This is a genomic window from Bosea sp. NBC_00550 (assembly GCF_026020075.1).
Lineage (GTDB): Bacteria > Pseudomonadota > Alphaproteobacteria > Rhizobiales > Beijerinckiaceae > Allobosea.
Map to the genome: position 1 here is coordinate 1,408,820 of NZ_CP102772.1, position 18,583 is coordinate 1,427,402.

Annotated in this window: 17 protein-coding genes; 3 read left to right on the top strand and 14 right to left on the bottom strand. The window is 66.5% G+C overall.

Annotated elements, in window-relative coordinates:
* Positions 1–140: 140 nt before the first annotated feature.
* Positions 141–1,316, top strand: a complete 1,176-nt coding sequence (locus NWE53_RS06605; RefSeq protein ID WP_265053560.1) for a GGDEF domain-containing protein — start codon at positions 141–143, stop codon at positions 1,314–1,316.
* Between the two features lie 22 nt (positions 1,317–1,338).
* Here NWE53_RS06605 and NWE53_RS06610 read toward each other — a convergent pair whose 3' ends face one another.
* From NWE53_RS06610 to NWE53_RS06650, 9 genes are all read right to left on the bottom strand, one after another.
* Positions 1,339–1,716, bottom strand: a complete 378-nt coding sequence (locus NWE53_RS06610) for a VOC family protein (RefSeq protein ID WP_265053561.1) — start codon at positions 1,714–1,716, stop codon at positions 1,339–1,341.
* Positions 1,717–1,787: 71 nt separating this feature from the next.
* Entirely contained in the window at positions 1,788–2,483 is a 696-nt protein-coding gene (locus NWE53_RS06615) for a helix-turn-helix transcriptional regulator (protein WP_265053562.1), read from the bottom strand.
* A gap of 11 nt (positions 2,484–2,494) precedes the next feature.
* A complete protein-coding gene (gene pncA / locus NWE53_RS06620) occupies positions 2,495–3,223 on the bottom strand; it encodes a bifunctional nicotinamidase/pyrazinamidase (RefSeq protein ID WP_265053563.1) in 729 nt (242 codons plus the stop codon).
* Between the two features lie 83 nt (positions 3,224–3,306).
* Positions 3,307–6,780, bottom strand: a complete 3,474-nt coding sequence (gene dnaE / locus NWE53_RS06625; protein WP_265053564.1) for a DNA polymerase III subunit alpha — start codon at positions 6,778–6,780, stop codon at positions 3,307–3,309.
* Between the two features lie 679 nt (positions 6,781–7,459).
* Positions 7,460–8,149, bottom strand: coding sequence for an ABC transporter ATP-binding protein (locus NWE53_RS06630; protein ID WP_265053565.1), 690 nt, complete (start codon positions 8,147–8,149; stop codon positions 7,460–7,462).
* Complete coding sequence (locus tag NWE53_RS06635; RefSeq protein WP_265053566.1) at positions 8,149–9,438, bottom strand: lipoprotein-releasing ABC transporter permease subunit; 1,290 nt, start codon at positions 9,436–9,438, stop codon at positions 8,149–8,151. The genes NWE53_RS06630 and NWE53_RS06635 overlap by 1 nt, the downstream gene beginning before the upstream one ends.
* Positions 9,439–9,481: 43 nt before the next feature.
* A complete protein-coding gene (proS, locus tag NWE53_RS06640) occupies positions 9,482–10,813 on the bottom strand; it encodes a proline--tRNA ligase (protein ID WP_265053567.1) in 1,332 nt (443 codons plus the stop codon).
* A 172-nt stretch (positions 10,814–10,985) separates the two neighbouring features.
* The gene (gene coaD / locus NWE53_RS06645) at positions 10,986–11,486 is read right to left on the bottom strand and encodes a pantetheine-phosphate adenylyltransferase (protein ID WP_265053568.1); all 501 of its coding nucleotides are present in this window, start codon (positions 11,484–11,486) and stop codon (positions 10,986–10,988) included.
* Between the two features lie 108 nt (positions 11,487–11,594).
* Positions 11,595–11,717 carry a hypothetical protein gene (locus NWE53_RS06650; RefSeq protein ID WP_265053569.1) on the bottom strand — a complete coding sequence of 41 codons (123 nt, stop codon included), beginning with the start codon at positions 11,715–11,717 and terminating at the stop codon, positions 11,595–11,597.
* 159 nt (positions 11,718–11,876) lie between these two features.
* On the opposite strand from NWE53_RS06650, the gene NWE53_RS06655 reads away from it, so the two are divergent.
* Positions 11,877–13,751, top strand: coding sequence for an ABC-F family ATP-binding cassette domain-containing protein (locus NWE53_RS06655; protein WP_265053570.1), 1,875 nt, complete (start codon positions 11,877–11,879; stop codon positions 13,749–13,751).
* A gap of 58 nt (positions 13,752–13,809) precedes the next feature.
* Here NWE53_RS06655 and NWE53_RS06660 read toward each other — a convergent pair whose 3' ends face one another.
* Positions 13,810–14,067: a hypothetical protein gene (locus tag NWE53_RS06660; protein WP_265053571.1), complete on the bottom strand. Its 258-nt coding sequence runs from the start codon at positions 14,065–14,067 to the stop codon at positions 13,810–13,812.
* A gap of 130 nt (positions 14,068–14,197) precedes the next feature.
* Positions 14,198–14,500, bottom strand: a complete 303-nt coding sequence (locus tag NWE53_RS06665; RefSeq protein WP_265053572.1) for a YciI family protein — start codon at positions 14,498–14,500, stop codon at positions 14,198–14,200.
* A 179-nt stretch (positions 14,501–14,679) separates the two neighbouring features.
* Here NWE53_RS06665 and NWE53_RS06670 point away from each other — a divergent pair, with 179 nt between their 5' ends.
* Positions 14,680–15,840: an IS30 family transposase gene (locus tag NWE53_RS06670; RefSeq protein WP_265053267.1), complete on the top strand. Its 1,161-nt coding sequence runs from the start codon at positions 14,680–14,682 to the stop codon at positions 15,838–15,840.
* Positions 15,841–15,896: 56 nt separating this feature from the next.
* Here NWE53_RS06670 and NWE53_RS06675 read toward each other — a convergent pair whose 3' ends face one another.
* The 3 genes from NWE53_RS06675 to NWE53_RS06685 form a co-directional block, all read right to left on the bottom strand.
* Positions 15,897–16,307, bottom strand: a complete 411-nt coding sequence (locus tag NWE53_RS06675) for a hypothetical protein (protein WP_265053573.1) — start codon at positions 16,305–16,307, stop codon at positions 15,897–15,899.
* A complete protein-coding gene (locus tag NWE53_RS06680) occupies positions 16,304–16,756 on the bottom strand; it encodes a DNA polymerase III subunit chi (protein ID WP_265053574.1) in 453 nt (150 codons plus the stop codon). The genes NWE53_RS06675 and NWE53_RS06680 overlap by 4 nt, the downstream gene beginning before the upstream one ends.
* Before the next feature lie 197 nt (positions 16,757–16,953).
* A complete protein-coding gene (locus tag NWE53_RS06685; RefSeq protein WP_265053575.1) occupies positions 16,954–18,447 on the bottom strand; it encodes a leucyl aminopeptidase in 1,494 nt (497 codons plus the stop codon).
* Positions 18,448–18,583 lie beyond the last annotated feature (136 nt).

The window sequence follows — 18,583 nt, forward strand, 5'->3', positions numbered from 1 at the left end:
CTCAACCTGAGACAATGCAGACCGGACAGGACATCGGCAGCGACTATGGGGCGCGACAGGCTCTCCCCCCAACCGCGTTGCGCCTGCCTGTCGGAGAGTGAATCACAGGAATTCAGGACGCACGGCCGGGGCGAACCGGCATGGGCCTGACCCTCGACCTCAGGACCATCTTCGTCACCGGTGCGCTGACCTGCTTCATCATCGGCGTGATGCAGCTCATGACCTTCGCGACCGGCCGCTTCACCCGCAGCCCGGTCTGGTGGGGCACCAGCAGCCTGTGCATCGGGGTCGGCCTGCTCGGCGCTGCCTTTCGCGACACGATTCCGGACCTGCTCTCGATCGAGTTCGCCAACACGGCGATGCTGGCCGGCTGCCTGCTGCTGCTCTTCGGCATCCGCCATTTCGGCGGGCGCGAACTGAACTGGTTCGGCTTCGGAATCGTCCTGCTCGCAGTCTGGATCCTGCTCTCGCTTTCGCCGGGCGAGCAGGGATACGCGGTACGGGTCATGATCGTCGCGATCGTGATGGCCTTCTGCGATGCCGCCATCGTGCGGGAAGCCGTCCGCCTGGGGCGAGAGGAAAAGCTGCGCTCGGCCTGGCTGCTCGCCGCCCTCTTTGCGCCGACGGTCGTGATCTATACCGGGCGGATCGTGCTGGCCGCCTTCGACCAGGTAGGCACCACGCTGTTTCCGAAGGATGCGGGGACGAATGCCTGGCTCGCGGCTGTTGGCGTGACCTTCATCATCCTGCGCGGCCAGGCGCTGCTGCTGCTCGCCGCCGAACGCTCCAACCGGATGCTGGCGACGCTCGCCCGGCGCGATCCGTTGACCGGTGCGATGAATCGGTCAGGCGTCGAGCAATGGGTGGATCAGCAGATCCGGGGGCTAAAGCACGGTGAGGTGCGGGTATCCGTTCTCCTCGTCGACATCGACCACTTCAAGGCCCTCAACGACACGCACGGCCATGCAGCCGGTGACGAGATCCTGCGCGTCTTCGCCAACGCCGTGCGGGGGCAGCTGCGCAGCGGCGACCTCCTCGCCCGGCAAGGCGGCGACGAGTTCGCGATCATCCTCCCCAATGTCGGCGTGCGCGAGGCCGTGCGGGTGGCCGAGCGGATTCGCGGCGTGTTCAAGGATGCGCTCGCCGAATTCGGCAACCTGCCGGGTCCGCCCACGCTCAGCATCGGCGTTGCCGAAAACGATCTGCGTGGGCGCAGCCTCGACCAGTTGCTCGCAGAGGCGGACGAGGCTCTCTACCGCGCCAAGCGGCTCGGCCGCGACCGCGTCCAGGCGCAGCTCAGGCCGATCGAGGCCTGAACCGCCGGCAGCAGCGTCGCCCTCAGCCCTCTTCGGGAAGAGGATGAAACACGCGCAGCCTGTGTCCGTCCGGATCGCGCGCCGTGAAGGTGCGGCCGAAATCCAGGTCGGTCGGTTCCTGCAGAATGGCGATGCCGCGCTTGCGCCAATCGGCGCAAGCTGCGTCGACGGCCTGCGAGTTCGGTACCATCATCGCCATCTCGGTCGCGCCGCCGATCGCAGTCGCGGCCGGCTCGACGGTGTGGCGAGACCACAGTCCGAGCCTCACACCGGACGGGAGCGCGAACATCGCGAAGGTCGGCGACTGCTCGATCGGCTCGCCGCCGAGCAGATCCGCATAGAAGCGCGCGCTCGCGGCGGGGCTGTCGACATGGAGCAGGATGAAATGCGCATCGAACATGAAGGGCCTCCCAAGGGCTTCGAGATGGCGGGAGAATAGAATCAGATACTGCCAGTTTCCGGCAGCGTTGATCACGCCGGCGCCGCGATCCCTTGCTTCTCGCGCCATGCCTTGAGCAGAACCTGCCGCCGCTGCGGATAGCGGGTATCCAGCATCTCGAACTGCGTGAGCCTGTCGGTTCGGAAATGGCGGAAATCCTGCCTTAGCTCGCACCAGGCGACGAGCACGCGGACATGGTCGAAGAAGGACAGCGCCACCGGCCAGACCACGCGCGCGCTGGCGCGGCCCTCGCCGTCGCCATCGCCGATCGCGGCCTTGCGCCCGGCCCGAATGGCCCGGCGGATGGCCGCAAGATCGATCTCGGGAGAATCGACGGCCCTTTGCCCCGGGCCGAGGATCAGCGCAGTGTCCTCGACACGATCTGTCAGGTCCGGCGGCAGGACGGCGACGATCTTGGCCATGGCATCGCGCGCCGCCAGCGCCAGGGCGCCATCGGCACGGTCCGCCACCCATCGGGAGCCCAGCACCAGCGCCTCGATCTCCTCCTCGCTGAACATCAGCGGAGGCAGCATGAATCCGGGTTTCAGCACATAGCCGAGCCCCGGCTCGCCTTCGATCGGCGCGCCCTGCCCCTGCAAGGTGACAATGTCACGATAGAGCGTGCGGATGCTGACGCCGGTCTCGGCCGCAAGCTTGCGCCCCGAAACCGGGCGGCGATGCCGGCGCAGCACCTGGACGAGGTCGAGCAGGCGCTGCGAACGCGACAAGAGCTTGCGCCTCAGCCAGGCAGATCGCTTACCTTGATCCGCGACACGTCGTTCTCGGCCATCTCGGCCCAGGCCCTCGCAAGCGAGCCGTCGAGATCGATGGCGCGGCAGGCCTCCTCCACGACGAAGGTCTCGAAGCCGGCCTTCGCCGCATCCTGCGCCGTCCAACTGACGCAGAAATCTGTCGCCAGGCCGACGACGACCGCCCGCAGGATGCCGCGCTCGCGGAGATAGCCGGTCAGCCCCGTCGGGGTCCTGCGGTCGGCCTCGACGAAACCGGAATAGCTGTCGATATCGCGACGGTAGCCTTTGCGGATGATGGTCTGTGCCTGCGGCAGATCGAGATCGGCCCGGAACTCCGCGCCCTTCGTGCCCTGCACGCAATGATCCGGCCAGAGCACCTGCGGACCATACGGCATCTGGACGGTCTCGAAGGGCTTCTTGCCAGGATGGCTCGAAGCGAAGGAGGCGTGGCCGGAGGTGTGCCAGTCCTGCGTCAGCAAGATGTTGGAGAAGCGCTTGCCCAGCGCGTTGATGACCGGCACGACCTCGTCACCCTTCGTGACGGCGAGGCTGCCGCCCGGGCAGAAATCATTCTGGACATCGACGACGATGAGAACGGTGCGCTCGTCGATCACGGGCTTCTCCTGTGCCTTGCCGGCCTGCGAAGCAGCCGTTGCAGCAAGGATCGTCGCTCCTGCGATCAATCCGCGCCTGTCGATCTCGAACCGCCCTGCCATGGCCCGCCTCCCACCGGCTCTACCGTGCTTCAGCAACGCGCATCCTGCAAGGCAACATCCATGCCCGCTGCGAAGCCTGACGCCTACCGCATCTCGACACTGACGACGCCGGGCGCTGCCCGCACCGCGTTGGCGATCTGCTGGTTGACCGGGAACTTGCCCGGCAACTCGATCTCGACCTCCTGCGCCCCGTCGTCGAGAATCATCACGATCGAGACCTTGCCCTCGGCGCGCATGGCCTCGCGCGGGCGAATGCGCTCGGCAATCGAAGGCACCGCCTTCTCGTCGCGCAGATAGATCAGCAGGTCCTGCTTCTGGCGGGAGGCGAGATCGTCGAGAACCTCGACATCCTCAATGCGCGGGCGCACCTCCTCGCCGTCGAGCACGGCGGACAGGCGCAGCACCAGCGCCCTGCCCGGCTCGAGCAGGTCGCGATGGCGCTGCAGGCCTTCCGAGAACAGCACGGCCTCGAACTGACCGCTCGGGTCGGACAGGTTGACGATGCCCATCTTGGAGCCGGACTTGGTCCGCCGTTCCGACTTGTCGATGACGGAGACCGCGACCTTGCCGACGCCCGTGCCGTTGGCGCGGACAGTCTGAGCGAAATCAGCGTAACGCTGCACGCGCAGGCGCTTCAGAACATGCTCGTAATCGTCGAGCGGATGGCCGGAGAGGAAGAAGCCGACGGCCTCATGCTCGCGCTTGAGCTTCTCCGCCGGCGCCCAGGGCTCGACCGCCGGGATGCGGAAGGCTTCCTGGATCAGGCCGCCGCCCAGCAGATCGAACTGGCCGGCTGTCGCCTCGTCGCGGGTGCGGTTGGAGAGGGCCAGCATGCCGTCGATCGCCGCGATGGCGCGCGCGCGTTCGCCTTCGAGCTCATCGAGCGCGCCGGCCGCGATCAGGGCTTCGAGCGTGCGGCGATTGACCAGCCTGGTGTCGATGCGGCGGGCGAGATCGGCCAGATCTCGGAACGGGCCGGCCGACTGCCGGGCCGAAACCAGTGTTTCCACCGCCGCGCGGCCGACGCCCTTGATCGCGCCCAGCGCGTAGAAGATCTTGCCCTCGGCGACGTCGAACTCGACGCCGGAATGATTGATCGCCGGCCGCTCTACCTTGATGCCGAGACGCTCGGCATCGCGGCGGAATTCCGAGAGCTTGTCGGTGTTGCCCATGTCGAGCGTCATCGACGCGGCGAGGAACTCGACCGGGTAATTCGCCTTGAGATAGGCGGTCTGGAAGGCGACGACGGCATAGGCGGCGGCGTGGCTCTTGTTGAAGCCGTAATCGGCGAACTTCGCCAGCAGATCGAAGATTTCGGAGGCCGTATCCTTCTTGATACCGCCGTCGATGGCGCCCTTCACAAAGCGGTCGCGCTGGGCGTCCATCTCCGCCTTGATCTTCTTGCCCATGGCGCGGCGCAGCAGGTCCGCCTCGCCGAGCGAATAGCCCGACAGCGCCTGCGCCACCTGCATCACCTGTTCCTGATAAACGATGATGCCATGCGTCTCCGCCAGGAAGGGCTCCATCTGCGGATGGAGATACGTCGGATCCTCCAGCCCGAGCTTTCGGCGGCAATAGGTCGGGATGTTGTCCATCGGGCCCGGCCGATAGAGTGCGACGAGCGCGATCAGATCCTCGATCCGGTCCGCCTTCATCTCGACCAGCGCCTTGCGCATGCCGACCGATTCCACCTGGAACACGCCGACCGTCTCGCCGCGCGCCAGCATGGCGTAGGTCGGCGGATCGTCGAAGGGCAGTTGCGCGAGGTCGATCTGGATATCGCGCTGGCCGATCAGCTTCACCGCCGTGGTCAGCGTGGTCAGCGTCTTCAGGCCGAGGAAGTCGAACTTCACAAGCCCGGCCTGCTCGACCCATTTCATGTTGAACTGGGTGACGCGCATGCCGGTGCGCGGATCGACCGAGAGCGCGACGAGCTGTTCGAGCGGCCGGTCGCCGATCACCACGCCTGCGGCGTGAGTCGAAGCATGGCGGTGAAGCCCTTCCAGCTTCTGGCCAATTTCGAGCAGGCGCGCGACGATCGGCTCCTCCTCGGCGGCCTGCTGCAGCTTCGGCTCACCCTCGATCGCGTCCTTCAGCGAAATCGGCTTGGCCGGATTCTGCGGCACGAGCTTAGTCAGTTTGTCGACCTGGCCGTAGGGCATCTCCAGCACGCGGCCGACGTCGCGCAGCACGCCGCGCGCCAGCAACGTGCCGAAGGTGATGATCTGGGCGACGCGCTCCTGGCCGTAATGGCGCTTGACGTAGTCGATCACCTCTTCACGCCGGTTCTGGCAGAAGTCGATGTCGAAGTCCGGCATCGAGACGCGATCGGGATTGAGGAAGCGCTCGAAAAGCAGGCCGAAGCGTAGCGGATCGACGTCGGTGATCGTCAGTGCATAGGCGACGAGCGAGCCGGCACCTGAACCGCGCCCCGGCCCGACAGGGATGTCCTGGTTCTTCGCCCATTTGATGAAGTCCGAGACGATCAGGAAGTAGCCCGGGAACTTCATCCGGGTGATGATCGAGAGCTCGAAATCGAGCCGCTTCTCGTAATCCTCGACGGTGAAGCCCTCGGCCGGGCCGTGCTTGGCGAGACGCGCCGCGAGGCCGGTGCGGGCCTGGTTCTGCAGCTCCTCGGCCTCGTCGCGCCCCTCCTCGCCGAAGCGCGGCAGGATCGGCTTGCGCGTCGAGACGCGCCAATGGCAGCGCATCGCGATCTCGACCGTGCTCGCCAGTGCCTCCGGCAGGTCGGCGAAGCGCTTCTTCATCTCGGCGCGCGAAGCGAAATAATGCTCCGGCGTAACGCGCCGACGCTCGCCGTCCGAGACGAGCCGCCCTTCCGCTACCGCCAGCAGCGCATCATGGGCGTCGAAATCGGCCGGCTTGGCGAAGAAGGGTTCGTTGGTCGCGACAACCGGCAGGTCGGAATCGTAGGCCAGCCGCAGGAGATGCGCCTCGGCCGCCTCCTCGCCGTCCCGGCCATTGCGCTGGATCTCGACATAAAGCCGGTCGCCATAGATGTCGGCCAGGGTCGCGAGGCGGGCGGCGGCCACAGGAAGCTGGCCATTGCGCAAGGCGGTGTCGACCGGTCCGCCATGGCCGCCGGTCAGGGCGATCAGCCCGGTGTTGTAGGCCGAGAGCCGCTCGATCGTGGTGATCGGCTGGCCGGCTCCGCCGCTCGCCAGGGCGGCCTCGCTGACGAGTTTCATCAGGTTGCCGTAGCCGGCCTCGTCCATGGCGAGCAGGACGATATGCGGCAGACGCTGCTGCTGCACGGGCCTGCGCCCGCCTTCGCTTTCATCGGCGAAATCGATCGAGAGCTGCACGCCGGCGATCGGCTGCAGGCCCGAGCCCGCCAGCTTCTCGGAAAACTCGAGCCCGCCGAACAGGTTGTCCGTATCGGTCAGGGCGAGTGCCGGCTGCCCGTCGGCGGCCGCCATCTTGGCCAGCGTCGCGACGGTCATCGCGCCTTCGAGCAGCGAATAGCTCGAATGGACATGGAGATGAACGAAGCCGATGTCCGGGAGGACGCGCGCCTCGCCAGATTCCCGCCCCATGCCGTTCTCCTATCGCCGCCGCCGCGCGACTCGCCGATCCGCCCTTCCCCTTATGAAACCTCGGCGCGGCCGGCGTCGAGGATTCCTTCGCGGTGCTGTGGATGGCTCCTGCCGCGATCAGACATGCGGGCCGGAGAAGATCGCAGCCCAGAGCCAGATCATGCCGAGGAAGACGCCGAGCGAGGCGATTTCGGCCAGGCCGGCGGCGAACTTACGCGCTGCAGTCATGAGAACCTCCGTCGTTCTTGGTAGGTTCAGATTAGTTCATGTTTTGTTCTCGTCAATGCCGATACGGAAATTGCGCCGGCTGCATGCCTGGAACAGTTAACGAAATGCTACCTTCATAGAAGCGCTGGTCATCCCGGACGCAGCGAAGCGGAGATCCGGGCCCCATGCCTGAACCTCGTTCGGACAGGCTCTGGCATTGATCCCGGGTCAAGCCGGGATGACCAGCGTGGTCCGCGAAAAATCAGCATGCTCCAGTGGCCGCAGCTATGGAGTGCACGCCTGCCAGCCCGGAGCGATCTCCAGCAGAAGCCGGTCGGTGCGCGAAGATGCAGACGAACCTGTCGTGCTTTCGGGGCGAAGCAGTCAGCCATCGTGCGAGCCTCTCCGGATCGCTCCGCCGAGTCCGGCGATGACGCCGCGGCCGGCGTAGGTCAGCCTCAAAGACCGCAGCTCAGCCCAGCCCGACGACGAGCCCGTCGCGGATCGTCACTTGCCGATCCATCTGGCGGGCCAGTTCGAGGTTGTGCGTCGCGATCAGCGCAGCGAGCCCCGATGCCCGCGCCAACGCCATCAGCGTGCCGAAGACGAGCTGCGCTGTCTGCGGGTCGAGATTGCCCGTCGGCTCGTCGGCCAGCAGCAGGCGTGGCCCGTTGGCGACGGCGCGGCCGATGGCGACGCGCTGCTGCTCGCCGCCCGAGAGCTCGCCAGGCAGATGATCCAGCCGCTCGCCGAGACCGAGGAAGGTCAGGAGCTCGGAGGCCCTCTCCTCCGCGACCGGGCGCGACAACCCGCGGATGCGCTGCGGCAGGACGACGTTCTCCAGCGCCGTGAACTCGGGCAGGAGGTGGTGGAACTGGTAGACGAAGCCGATCTCGGTACGGCGCAGGCGGGTGCGCCCGGAATCGTCGAGCTTGGTCGTGGCGAGCCCGCCGACGAAGACTTCGCCGGCATCGGGCTTCTCCAGCAGGCCGGCGACATGCAGCAGCGTCGACTTGCCGGTGCCGCTCGGAGCGACGAGGGCGACGACCTCTCCCGGCCAGAGCGCGAAATCGGCCTTGCGCAGCACTTCGAGCGGCGCATCGGTCTGCGGATAGAAGCGTTCGACCTGCGACAGGAAGAGCGCGGGCATCTCCTGTGCCATCAGCCCATCCTCAGCGCTTCGACGGGGTCGAGCCGTGCCGCCTTCCAGGCCGGGTAGAGCGTCGCCAGCAATGAGAGCGTCAGCGCCATCAGCACCACGCTCGTGACCTCCCGCCAGTCGATGACGGAGGGGATGTCGCTGAGGAAGCGCACGGTCGGGTCCCAGAGATTGGCGCCGGTGATCCAGTTCAGCGCCGCCATGATCGACTTGATGTTGTTGGCGAAGACGACGCCGAGCGCGAGCCCCGCCAGCGTGCCGATGACGCCGATCGCGGCCCCGGTGATCAGGAAGACGCGCAGCACGGTGCCGCGCGTGCAGCCCATGGTGCGCATGATCGCGATGTCGGCCGTCTTGTCCTTCACCAGCATGATCAGGCCGGAGACGATGTTCAGCGCCGCGACCAGCACGATCAGGGTCAGGATGATGAACATCACGTTGCGCTCGACTTCCAGCGCGTTGAAGAAGCTGCGATTGCGTTGGCGCCAGTCCGAGAGCACGAGCGGGCGCGGCGCATCGGCCTCGATCGCGTCGCGCACGGTCTGCGTGCGATCGGGGTTGTCGACGAAGATCTCGATGACGTTCACGTCGCCGTCGCGGTTGAAATAGGCTTGCGCCTCGGCGAGCGGCATATAGACGAAGGTGCCGTCGAACTCGGTCATGCCGATCTCGAAGATCGCCTTGACCGGATAGGCCTTGATGCGCGGCGCCGTGCCGAAGGGCGTCGAGGCGCCCTGCGGCGAGACCAGGGTCATGTTGTCGCCGGCCTGGATGCCCAGCGCATTGGCGAGGCGCCGGCCGATGGCGACGCCGGGCGTCGTGTCGAAGCCGTCGAGCGTGCCGGATTTGATGTTGCCGCCTATGAAGGGGATCGCCTTGATGTCGGCTTCGCGGACGCCGCGGACGAGCACGCCGTTGTTGCCGGTCTGCGAGGAGGCCAGCGCCTGCCCCTCGACCAGCGGAATGGCGAGCTTGACGCCCGGGATCTTGCTCAGCCGCGCCGCGACGCTGTCATAGTCGTCGAGCGGGCGGTCGATGGGCGTCGCGAAGATATGGCCGTTCACGCCGACGATCTTCTCCAGCAGCTCCTTCCGGAAGCCGTTCATCACCGACATCACGATGATCAGCGTCGCGACGCCGAGCAGGATGCCGAGGAAGGAGAAGCCGGCGATGACAGAGACGAAGCCCTCGCGCCGCCGGGTGCGCAGATAGCGGCCGGCGAGCAGCCATTCGAAGCTGGCGAAGGGTTTCGTGCCGGTCGGAACGGCAGCGTTGTCTGCAACGGCACTCATGTGCTGGCTCTGGCCATTGGAAGAGATGGGGCGGTGCGTTCCGTCACGCCGCCCTGCCCTTGAAGCGGTCGAGCGCGGCCTCCAGCGAGACCAGCTCGCGCTCGCCACCGGCACGGCGCTTGATCTCGACCTTGCCCTCGGCCAGCCCCTTCGGGCCGACAATGATCTGCCAGGGCACACCAATCAGGTCGGCGGTGGCGAACTTGGCGCCGGGCCGGTCATCCGTGTCGTCGAGCACGGCGTCGTAGCCCTTGGCGAGCAGGTCCTTGTAGATGCGCTCGGCCGCGCCATCGGTCGCGGCGTCGCCGGCCTTGAGGTTGATGACCGCGATATCGAAGGGCGCGATCTCGTCGGGCCAGACGATGCCTGCATCGTCATGCCCGGCCTCGATCAGCGCGGCGACCAGGCGGCTCGGGCCGATACCGTAGGAGCCGCCATGCAGCAGCACCGGCTGGCCGTCCGGCCCGGCCACCGCGGCGCCCATCGGCTCGGAATACTTGGTGCCGAAATAGAAGATATGGCCGACCTCGATGCCGCGCGCCGAGACGCGCTTGTCGTCCGGAACCGCCTCGAAAGCGGCCTTGTCGTGCATCTCTTCCGTCGCGGCGTAGAGGCTCGTCCACTTGTCGACGACGCCCTGGAGGCCGGCGACGCTGTCGAAATCGGTATCGGCAGCCGGCGTCTCGAAATTCAGATAGTCGCTGTGGCAGAAGACCTCGCTCTCGCCGGTCGAGGCCAGCACGATGAACTCGTGGCTGAGATCGCCGCCGATCGGGCCGGTATCGGCCTTCATCGGGATCGCCTTCAGGCCGAGCCGCGCGAAGGTGCGGAGATAGGCCGTGAACATGCGGTTATAGGCGTGGCGCGCCGTGTCCTTGTCGAGGTCGAACGAATAGGCGTCCTTCATCAGGAACTCGCGGCCGCGCATCACGCCGAAGCGCGGACGCACCTCGTCGCGGAACTTCCACTGGATGTGATAGAGATTGAGCGGCAGGTCCTTGTAGGATTTGACGTAGGCCCGGACGATCTCGGTGACCATCTCCTCATTGGTCGGGCCGTAGAGCATGTCGCGGTCGTGCCGGTCCTTGATGCGCAGCATCTCCTTGCCATAGGCATCGTAGCGCCCGCTTTCGCGCCAGAGATCGGCCGACTGGATGGTCGGCATCAGGATCTCGATCGCGCCGGACCGGTTTTGCTCCTCGCGCACGACCTTGCAGATCTTGTCGAGCACGCGCAGGCCAAGCGGCAGCCAGGCGTAGATGCCGGCCGATTCCTGGCGGATCATGCCGGCACGCAGCATCAGCCGGTGCGAGACGATCTCCGCCTCCTTCGGCGTGTCGCGCAGGAGGGGCAGGAAGTAGCGGGAAAGGCGCATCGGGAAACCTGTCGGAGGGCGCCGCGCGGGAGATCGCACGACGAGTCGCTTCACCTGAGAGACACCATCGCTCTCGGCAAAATGCAAACCAAAATCAGCAGAAAGCGGCGGAAGATGGCGAAGTTGTGCCTTTCGTCCCTTGGCCTCGCAAAGGCCGGGATGGCCCTTCGCCTCAACTCTTCGCGAAGCGCTCCTTGAGCGCCCTAAGCACGGGTGCCGGCACGAAAGGCGAGACATCCCCGCCCATCGCGGCGATCTGGCGCACCAGCGTCGCAGTGATGTAGCGCACGCCCGGCGAGGCCGGCAGGAAGACGGTCTGGATGTCCGGCGCCATCGTGCCGTTCATGCCGGCCATCTGCATCTCGTAGTCGAGATCGCTGCCGTCGCGCAGGCCGCGGATGATGATCGAAGCACCTGCCCGGCGCGCCGCGTCGACGGCAAGATCGTCGAAGGTCACGACCTCCAGCGAAGCGCCTTTCGCAGCCAGAAGCGGCGTCGCGACCGCGCGCAGCAACTCGGCGCGCTGCTCGACGGAAACAAGCGGCGTCTTGCCGGGATGGACGCCGATAGCCAGGACGAGCCTGTCGCAGAGGCTGGCGGCGGCTGCGATCACGTCGGCGTGGCCATTGGTCACGGGGTCGAACGAGCCGGTGTAGAAAGCGGTGCGTGCCATGACGCCAGCGTTAGCTGCTGACCCGGCAGACGACAAGCGGCATCAAGGCCTTGCGGCCCTACGCTGCGGCGCCCATCGGGGGCCTGCCCCAAGGCAAGAGATGCAACGTCAGGAGAACGGCACGATCGTGGCGAGGGCAGCAGCACTGCCGATGATGATCGAGGAGAAGACCAGCAGGGAAGCCATGAAAGATACACGGCGAGGATGGGCATAGGACAGGCGGACATACATGGAAACGACCTTCAGCGAATCGCGACATATCCGGTTTCCTTTGGGTGATGGCCGGTGCGGGCCGTCCCAAGGCGAGATCGTGACCAAACAGTGACGCGTGGCCGGTTGTTCCGGCTTTGCATTGCCTTTTGCTGCGTCTCGCGCCTAAACGACCCGGCCATGCTGACGATCAACGACATCACCTACCGCCTCGGCGAGCGCCTGCTGCTCGACCATGCCAGCGCCGCGATCCCCGACGGAGCGCGCGTCGGGCTCGTCGGCCGCAACGGCACCGGCAAGACGACGCTGTTCCGCATCATCACAGGCGAGCTCGGCACCGAGGGTGGCTCGGTCAGCCTGCCGAAGGGCCGCCGCATCGGCGGCGTGGCGCAGGAAGCGCCGGGCGGACCGGAATCGCTGATCGAGGTCGTGCTCGCCGCCGATACCGAGCGCATGACGCTGATGAAGGAAAGCGAGACCGCGACCGATCCGCACCGCATCGCCGAGATCGAGACGCGGCTCGCCGATATCGGCGCGCATTCCGCACCGGCCCGCGCCGCGATGGTGCTGCACGGCCTCGGCTTCAACGAGGAGGCGCAGCAGCGCCCCTGCTCGGACTTCTCGGGCGGCTGGCGCATGCGCGTCGCGCTGGCGGCCGTGCTGTTCTCCGAGCCCGACCTGCTGCTGCTCGACGAGCCGACCAACTATCTCGACCTCGAAGGCACGCTCTGGCTCTACGATTATCTCGAGCGCTACCCGCACACCGTGCTGGTGGTCAGCCACGACCGCGAACTGCTCGACACCAGCGTCGACCACATCCTGCATCTCGACCAGGGCAAGCTGACGCTCTATCGCGGCGGCTACTCCTCCTTCGAGAAACAGCGCGCCGAAAAGCAGATGCAGCTCGTCCGTGCGAAGGAGAAGCAGGACGCCGAGCGCAAGCACCTGCAGGCCTTCGTCGACCGCTTCAAGGCCAAGGCCACCAAGGCGCGCCAGGCGCAATCACGCGTCAAGCGGCTGGAGAAGATGGAGACGATCGCGGCGATCATCGACCGCGATGTCCAGCCCTTCGTCTTCCCCGGACCGGAGAAGCCGCTCTCGCCGCCGATGATCGTGCTGGAGGATGCCGCCGCCGGCTATGGCGAGCGCAAGGTGCTCTCCCGGCTCAACCTCTCGCTGGCGCCAGACGACCGGATCGCCCTGCTCGGCTCCAACGGCAACGGCAAGTCGACCTTCTGCAAGCTGATCGGCGGCAGGCTCGATCCGCTCTCCGGCGAGATGAAGAAGTCGAGCAAGCTGGAGACGGCCTATTTCGCCCAGCACCAGCTCGATGAACTGCGCCCCGAAGATACGCCGGTCGGGCATGTGCGCGACCTGATGCCGGATGCGCCGGAAGCCCGGGTGCGCTCCAAGGCGGCCCAGATCGGCTTCCCCGCCTCCAAGGCCGATACGCCGGTCAAGCTGCTCTCTGGCGGCGAGAAGGCGCGGCTGATGCTGGGGCTCGCCACCTTCCACGGCCCGCATCTCCTGATCCTCGACGAGCCGACCAACCATCTCGACATCGACAGCCGCACGGCGCTGGTCAACGCGATCAACGACTATCCCGGTGCGGTCATCCTCGTCAGCCACGACCGCTTCCTGATCGAATCCTGCGCCGACAGGCTCTGGCTGGTGGCGGGCGGCACGGTGAAGAACTTCGACGGCGACATGGAGGACTACCGCTCCTTCGTGCTCGACAGCGCCAAGGCCGAGCGACGCGGCAAGCCCGCGCCCGAGTCAGGCGCGGCCAAGCCCAAGGTCGACGAGCGCAAGGAAGCTGCGACGAAGCGTGCGGCGCAGGGGCCGCTGCGCCAGAAACTCAACCTGGCCGAGGCGCGCATCGCCAAGCTGACCGGGCTGATCGAGAAGGTCGACGCCGCGCTCGCCAACGGCGCCTTCTCCCGCGAGCCCGACAAGGCTCTTCAGCTTTCGCGCCAGCGGGCGGAGCTGGCGGAGGCCCTGACGGCTGCCGAGGAGGAGTGGCTGATGCTCGGCGAGGAGCTGGAGAGCGCCTGAGGCATCAGGGCTGCCGGGCGGCCCGATACGGGATGTGGCACCGCCGCGACCGGCGGCCCTACTGGCGCGGGACGCAAGCGCCGAGCCTCAGCATGGTGCCGGCCGGACAGGCATTGGCGCCGGTGGGCTGTGAGATGGACCGGACGGATTCGCAGCAGGAACCGCGGACGACATAGCCGCTCGGGCAGCCGCCGGAGAGTTCCATCCGGTCCTTGCCGTCTCGCGTCGGACGACACGAACCGGCCGCGAGGGCGTCATGGGCGATGCCCAGCGCGGCAGCCGCAAACAGCGCAGCAAAGGTAGCGCATCTGACCATGGGCGATGATCTCCGATGGCGGCGGAGGGATTCCGACCGCTTCTCCCAGCTTATCCCGTCCCCGGCGCGGGGATGCGAGTCGGGCGATTGCCGGTAAATGGCGTCTGCGACCGGAGCGCGTTGCGTCGTTCTAGCTGGCTGGATCGTACATGAATTCGCGGAGCTCCTGCGAACAACGGCAGGCCTGCGCGAGCTTCGCCGCCCACTTCACCGCCTCTTCGCGCGTCGGCAATTCCAGCACCGTGAATCCGCCATTGAGGCGGCTGCCCGGATAGGTCCCGTCGGATGCCGACCCATCCTCGGAGACAAGCACAGGGCCGACCTGTTCGGCGATCCCTCCTCCGAAGACATAGACGCCCGCCGCCTTGGCCTCCTCGATCACCGCACGAGAGTCGACAGCGGCGGCGGCCAGCTGCTCGTCCGTGAGCACCATGGCCTCGCTCGGAAAGGAAATGAGGTATTTGGTCATGACGCGATGATGCGTGACGGTTTCGGCAGAAACAAGCGGGCAGGCTGCTTGGCGGCTCTACTTGCGGGAATGTCCGCAACGGGTGGTGGTCTCAATCGGTAATCGCAACACGCTACTTTTCCTTTGGAGATGGAGCGTGGGTGATGATGCAGCGGCGGCGGATCTACTATTCGGCGGCCCAGCGGGCTGAGATCTGGGATCGCTGGAAGGCCGGCGAGTCGATGAGTTCGATTGGGCGGCGGTTCGATCGGGAGTCCTCTTCGGTGTTCTCGGTGCTTTCGCCGACGGGCGGCATTCGGCCTCCAGACCGGCGGCGGGCGCCGCGGGCGCTCACTCTCAGCGAGCGGGAGGAAATCTCCCGAGGGCTCAGCACCCGCCGGTCGCTGCGCGTGATCGCTCGGCAATTGGGCCGATCACCGTCCACGGTCAGTCGCGAGGTTCAGCGCAACGGCGGGCCGGATCGCTACCGCGCGGCGCGCTCCGATCAGGCGGCCTGGGACCGGGCCTTGCGTCCCAAGCCGTGCAAGCTGGCTTGCCGACCCGGTCTGGCCCGGACAGTATCCGGCAAGCTGCAGCGGAACTGGTCGCCCGAGCAGATCGCCGGCTGGCTCAAGCGCACCTGCCCCCGGGAGCCACACAATCAAGTGTCGCACGAGACGATCTACCGCAGCCTGTTCATCCAGACCCGTGGGGTGCTGAAGAAGGAACTGCTGGACCACCTGAGGGCCCGGCGAACGATCCGCCGCTCCCGGCACGCCAGCCTGAAGCGGAACGGCCTGGGCCAGATCAGGGACGCCGTCTCCATCAGCGAAAGGCCGGCCTCCGTCGAGGATCGTGCGGTCCCTGGTCACTGGGAAGGCGACCTGATCGGCGGCTCCCGGAACAGCTACGTCGCCACGCTGGTCGAGCGGCATTCGCGCTACGTGATGCTGGTCAAGGTCGCCAACAAAGACACCGGGAGCGTCATCACCGCCCTGATCAAACAGTCGAAGAAACTGCCCGGCGAACTCTATCAGTCCCTGACCTGGGACCGAGGCAAGGAGTTGGCCGACCACAAGCGGCTGGCCCTCGCTTCGAACGTCGAGGTCTACTTCTGCGATCCCAGGTCACCCTGGCAACGTGGCTCGAACGAGAACACCAACCGGCTCCTGCGCCAGTATCTTCCCCACGGAACCGACCTGTCCCTGCAAAGCCAGGCCCAGCTCAGCGCCATCGCCCGTCAGCTCAACGAACGGCCCAGAAAGACCTTGCTCTATCAAACCCCAGCCGAGAGGTTCGCCGAGTGTGTTGCGGCGATCAGTTGAGCCCGCCGTCGAAAGCAGACATCGCCAATTCCAAGAGAGCGCATCGCCCCTTCGCCTCACCCCTGCCCCGGCTTGACGATCCGGCTCAGGCGGTTGTCGGTGAACATGTAAATCTCGCGCCCGCCAGGCTCGGAATAGAGCACCTGGACCTCGCGCTGGCCCTTGCCGCTCTCGCCGACCAGCACGTCGGTCGGGCGCGTGCCCTTGAGCTTGACCAGCTCGCATTCGGTGATGCCGGGCGCGATCTCCTTCGGCAACGGGCGCGTCGAGGGGTCGAGCGAAGCGCCGACGCTGCATTCGCCTTCCGGAGTCAGAACGGGCTCCTGCGTCGAGATGCCGGCGCTGGCGCTGCTGGTCGTCGTGGTGGTGACGCCACCCTTGGTTTCAGACTGGAAGGCGAAACCGCCCATATCGACCGAGCAGCCCGCGAGCGTCGCGGCGCAGACAAACAGAACAGGCAGTCTCACGCTTTCTTCTCCCAGCGGCCGGCGTCGTCCTGCTGCCAGTAGCTGGCGGCATGGCCCGAGGCTTTGGCCTTCTTCCAATCCTCGCGGGCAGCGGTGAGCGCCTCGGGATCGTCTCCGTCGAATATCAGAACGACGCGCTCGTATTCCTGCATTGCGTCGGGAATGCGAACGCCATCGGCGCAAACCCGCACCTGCGCGGCGTTGGGGTTATGCGGCTGCGTGGTGACGACCACCGGATTCTGCGCCGCATCCGCTTCCATCGCCGTGACATGCGGCAGGAAGCTGTCATCCGCATAGCTCCACAGGTGATCGTCGACCACGCTCAGCCGCTCCTGGCTGGAGACCTCGACGACGACCTTCTGCCCGCGCGACAACGCCCGGTCGAGAATCGTCGGCAGGACCTGCTCAAGCGGGCGGGACTGCAGATGGAAGAACAGGATTTCAGCCATCGAAACCGTTCTCCATCAACACCAGAGACGGTCCTCCGTGGAATGCTCTGCCCTTATGTGAAACCCTCGCCGTCATCCCGGGCTTGCCCCGGGATCCATCGTAGGACTCCGGAGCCCGTCGATGGATCCCGGATCTCCGCTTCGCTCCGTCCGAGATGCCGGCAGCGGTTCGATCGGACAACGACGAGGCAACCACGTCAGCCTTCGTAGTGGTCGGCGACCAGCCGGTCGAGCAAGCGCACGCCCCAGCCCGGCCCCCAGGACCGGTTGATCTCGCTGTCCTTCGCGGCCATCCCGGTGCCGGCGATGTCGAGATGCGCCCAGGGCGTATCGTTGACATGGCGCTGCAGGAACTGCGCCGCGGTGATCGAGCCCGCATAGCGCCCGGCCGAGTTCTTCATGTCGGCGAACTTCGAATCGATCATCTTGTCGTAGGCCTTGCCGAGCGGCATGCGCCAGACCGTCTCGCCAGTGGCGTGGCCGGCGGCCGTGAGGCGCCCTGCCAGCTCATCGCTGTTGGTGAAGAGGCCGGCATTCTCCTGCGCAAGCGCCACCAGGATCGCGCCCGTCAGCGTCGCGAGGTTGATCATGAAGCGCGGCTTGAAACGCTCCTGCGTGTACCAGAGCACGTCGGCGAGGACGAGCCGGCCCTCGGCGTCGGTATTGATGATCTCGATGGTCTGGCCCGAGAGCGAGGTGACGATGTCGCCCGGGCGCTGGGCGTTACCATCAGGCATGTTCTCGACGAGGCCGATCACGCCGATCGCGTTGACCTTGGCCTTTCGGGCGGCGAGCGCATGCATGAGGCCGACGACGCAGGCCGCGCCGGCCATGTCGCCCTTCATATCCTCCATGCCGGCACCAGGCTTCAGCGAGATGCCGCCGGTGTCGAAGGTCACGCCCTTGCCGACGAAGGCGACCGGCTTCTCGTCCTTGCCGGCGCCGTTCCAGCGCATGATGGCGACGCGGCTCTCGCGCCGCGAACCCTGCCCGACGCCAAGCAGCGCGCGCATGCCGATCTTCTTCAGATCCTTCTCGTCGAGGATATCGACCTCGACATCGAGCTTCTTTAGCTTGGCAGCCCGGTCCGCGAATTCCTCGGGATAGAGCACGTTCGGCGGCTCGTTCACGAGATCGCGTGCCAGCACGACGCCGCCGGCGATGGCGTCTGCCGCCTTCACCGTCTTTTTGAGCGCAGCCGGATCGGCGGCGCGCAGCGTCACCGCAGTCGGCTCGGCCTCGTCCTTGTCCTTGCTCTTCGTCTTGTAGCGATCGAACGCATACGCCCGCAGCTTCAGGCCAAGCGCCAACTCGGCACCCTGCTGCGCCTCGATCGCGCCGGCAGGCAACGCCAGGACGATCTCCGCCGTGCGGCCCGCACCGAGCCGGCCGGCGATGGCGCCGCCGAGCCTGACGAAATCCAGCTCGCCCTGGTCGTCCTCGCTGCCGACGCCGACGACGATCAGTCGCTCGTAGGCGGACCCTTCCGGAGCGGGCAAGGTCAGGCCGGCATAGGCCTTCCCCTTGAAGCGCTCGGCCCGCGCGGCTCGCGTCAGCAGCGCCTGCGCTGCCTCGCCCGCAGCGGTTTCGGCCGCACGCGGCAAGGCGAGCCGATCCGAGACCAGGATCACGAGATCCTGCCCTTCAACGGCGGCGGGGGCTTTGATCTCGAGCTTCAGGCGTTGCGACATGATCCGCTCACAATCTTGCGACAAGTGCGTGGGAAGGACACCGGTAAGGCCGACCCCAAACGATTCCCGTTTGCGCCGGGGACGCGGCTATACCATAGGGAGTGTCCGACGAACCACCTCGGGAAGTCTCTAAAAC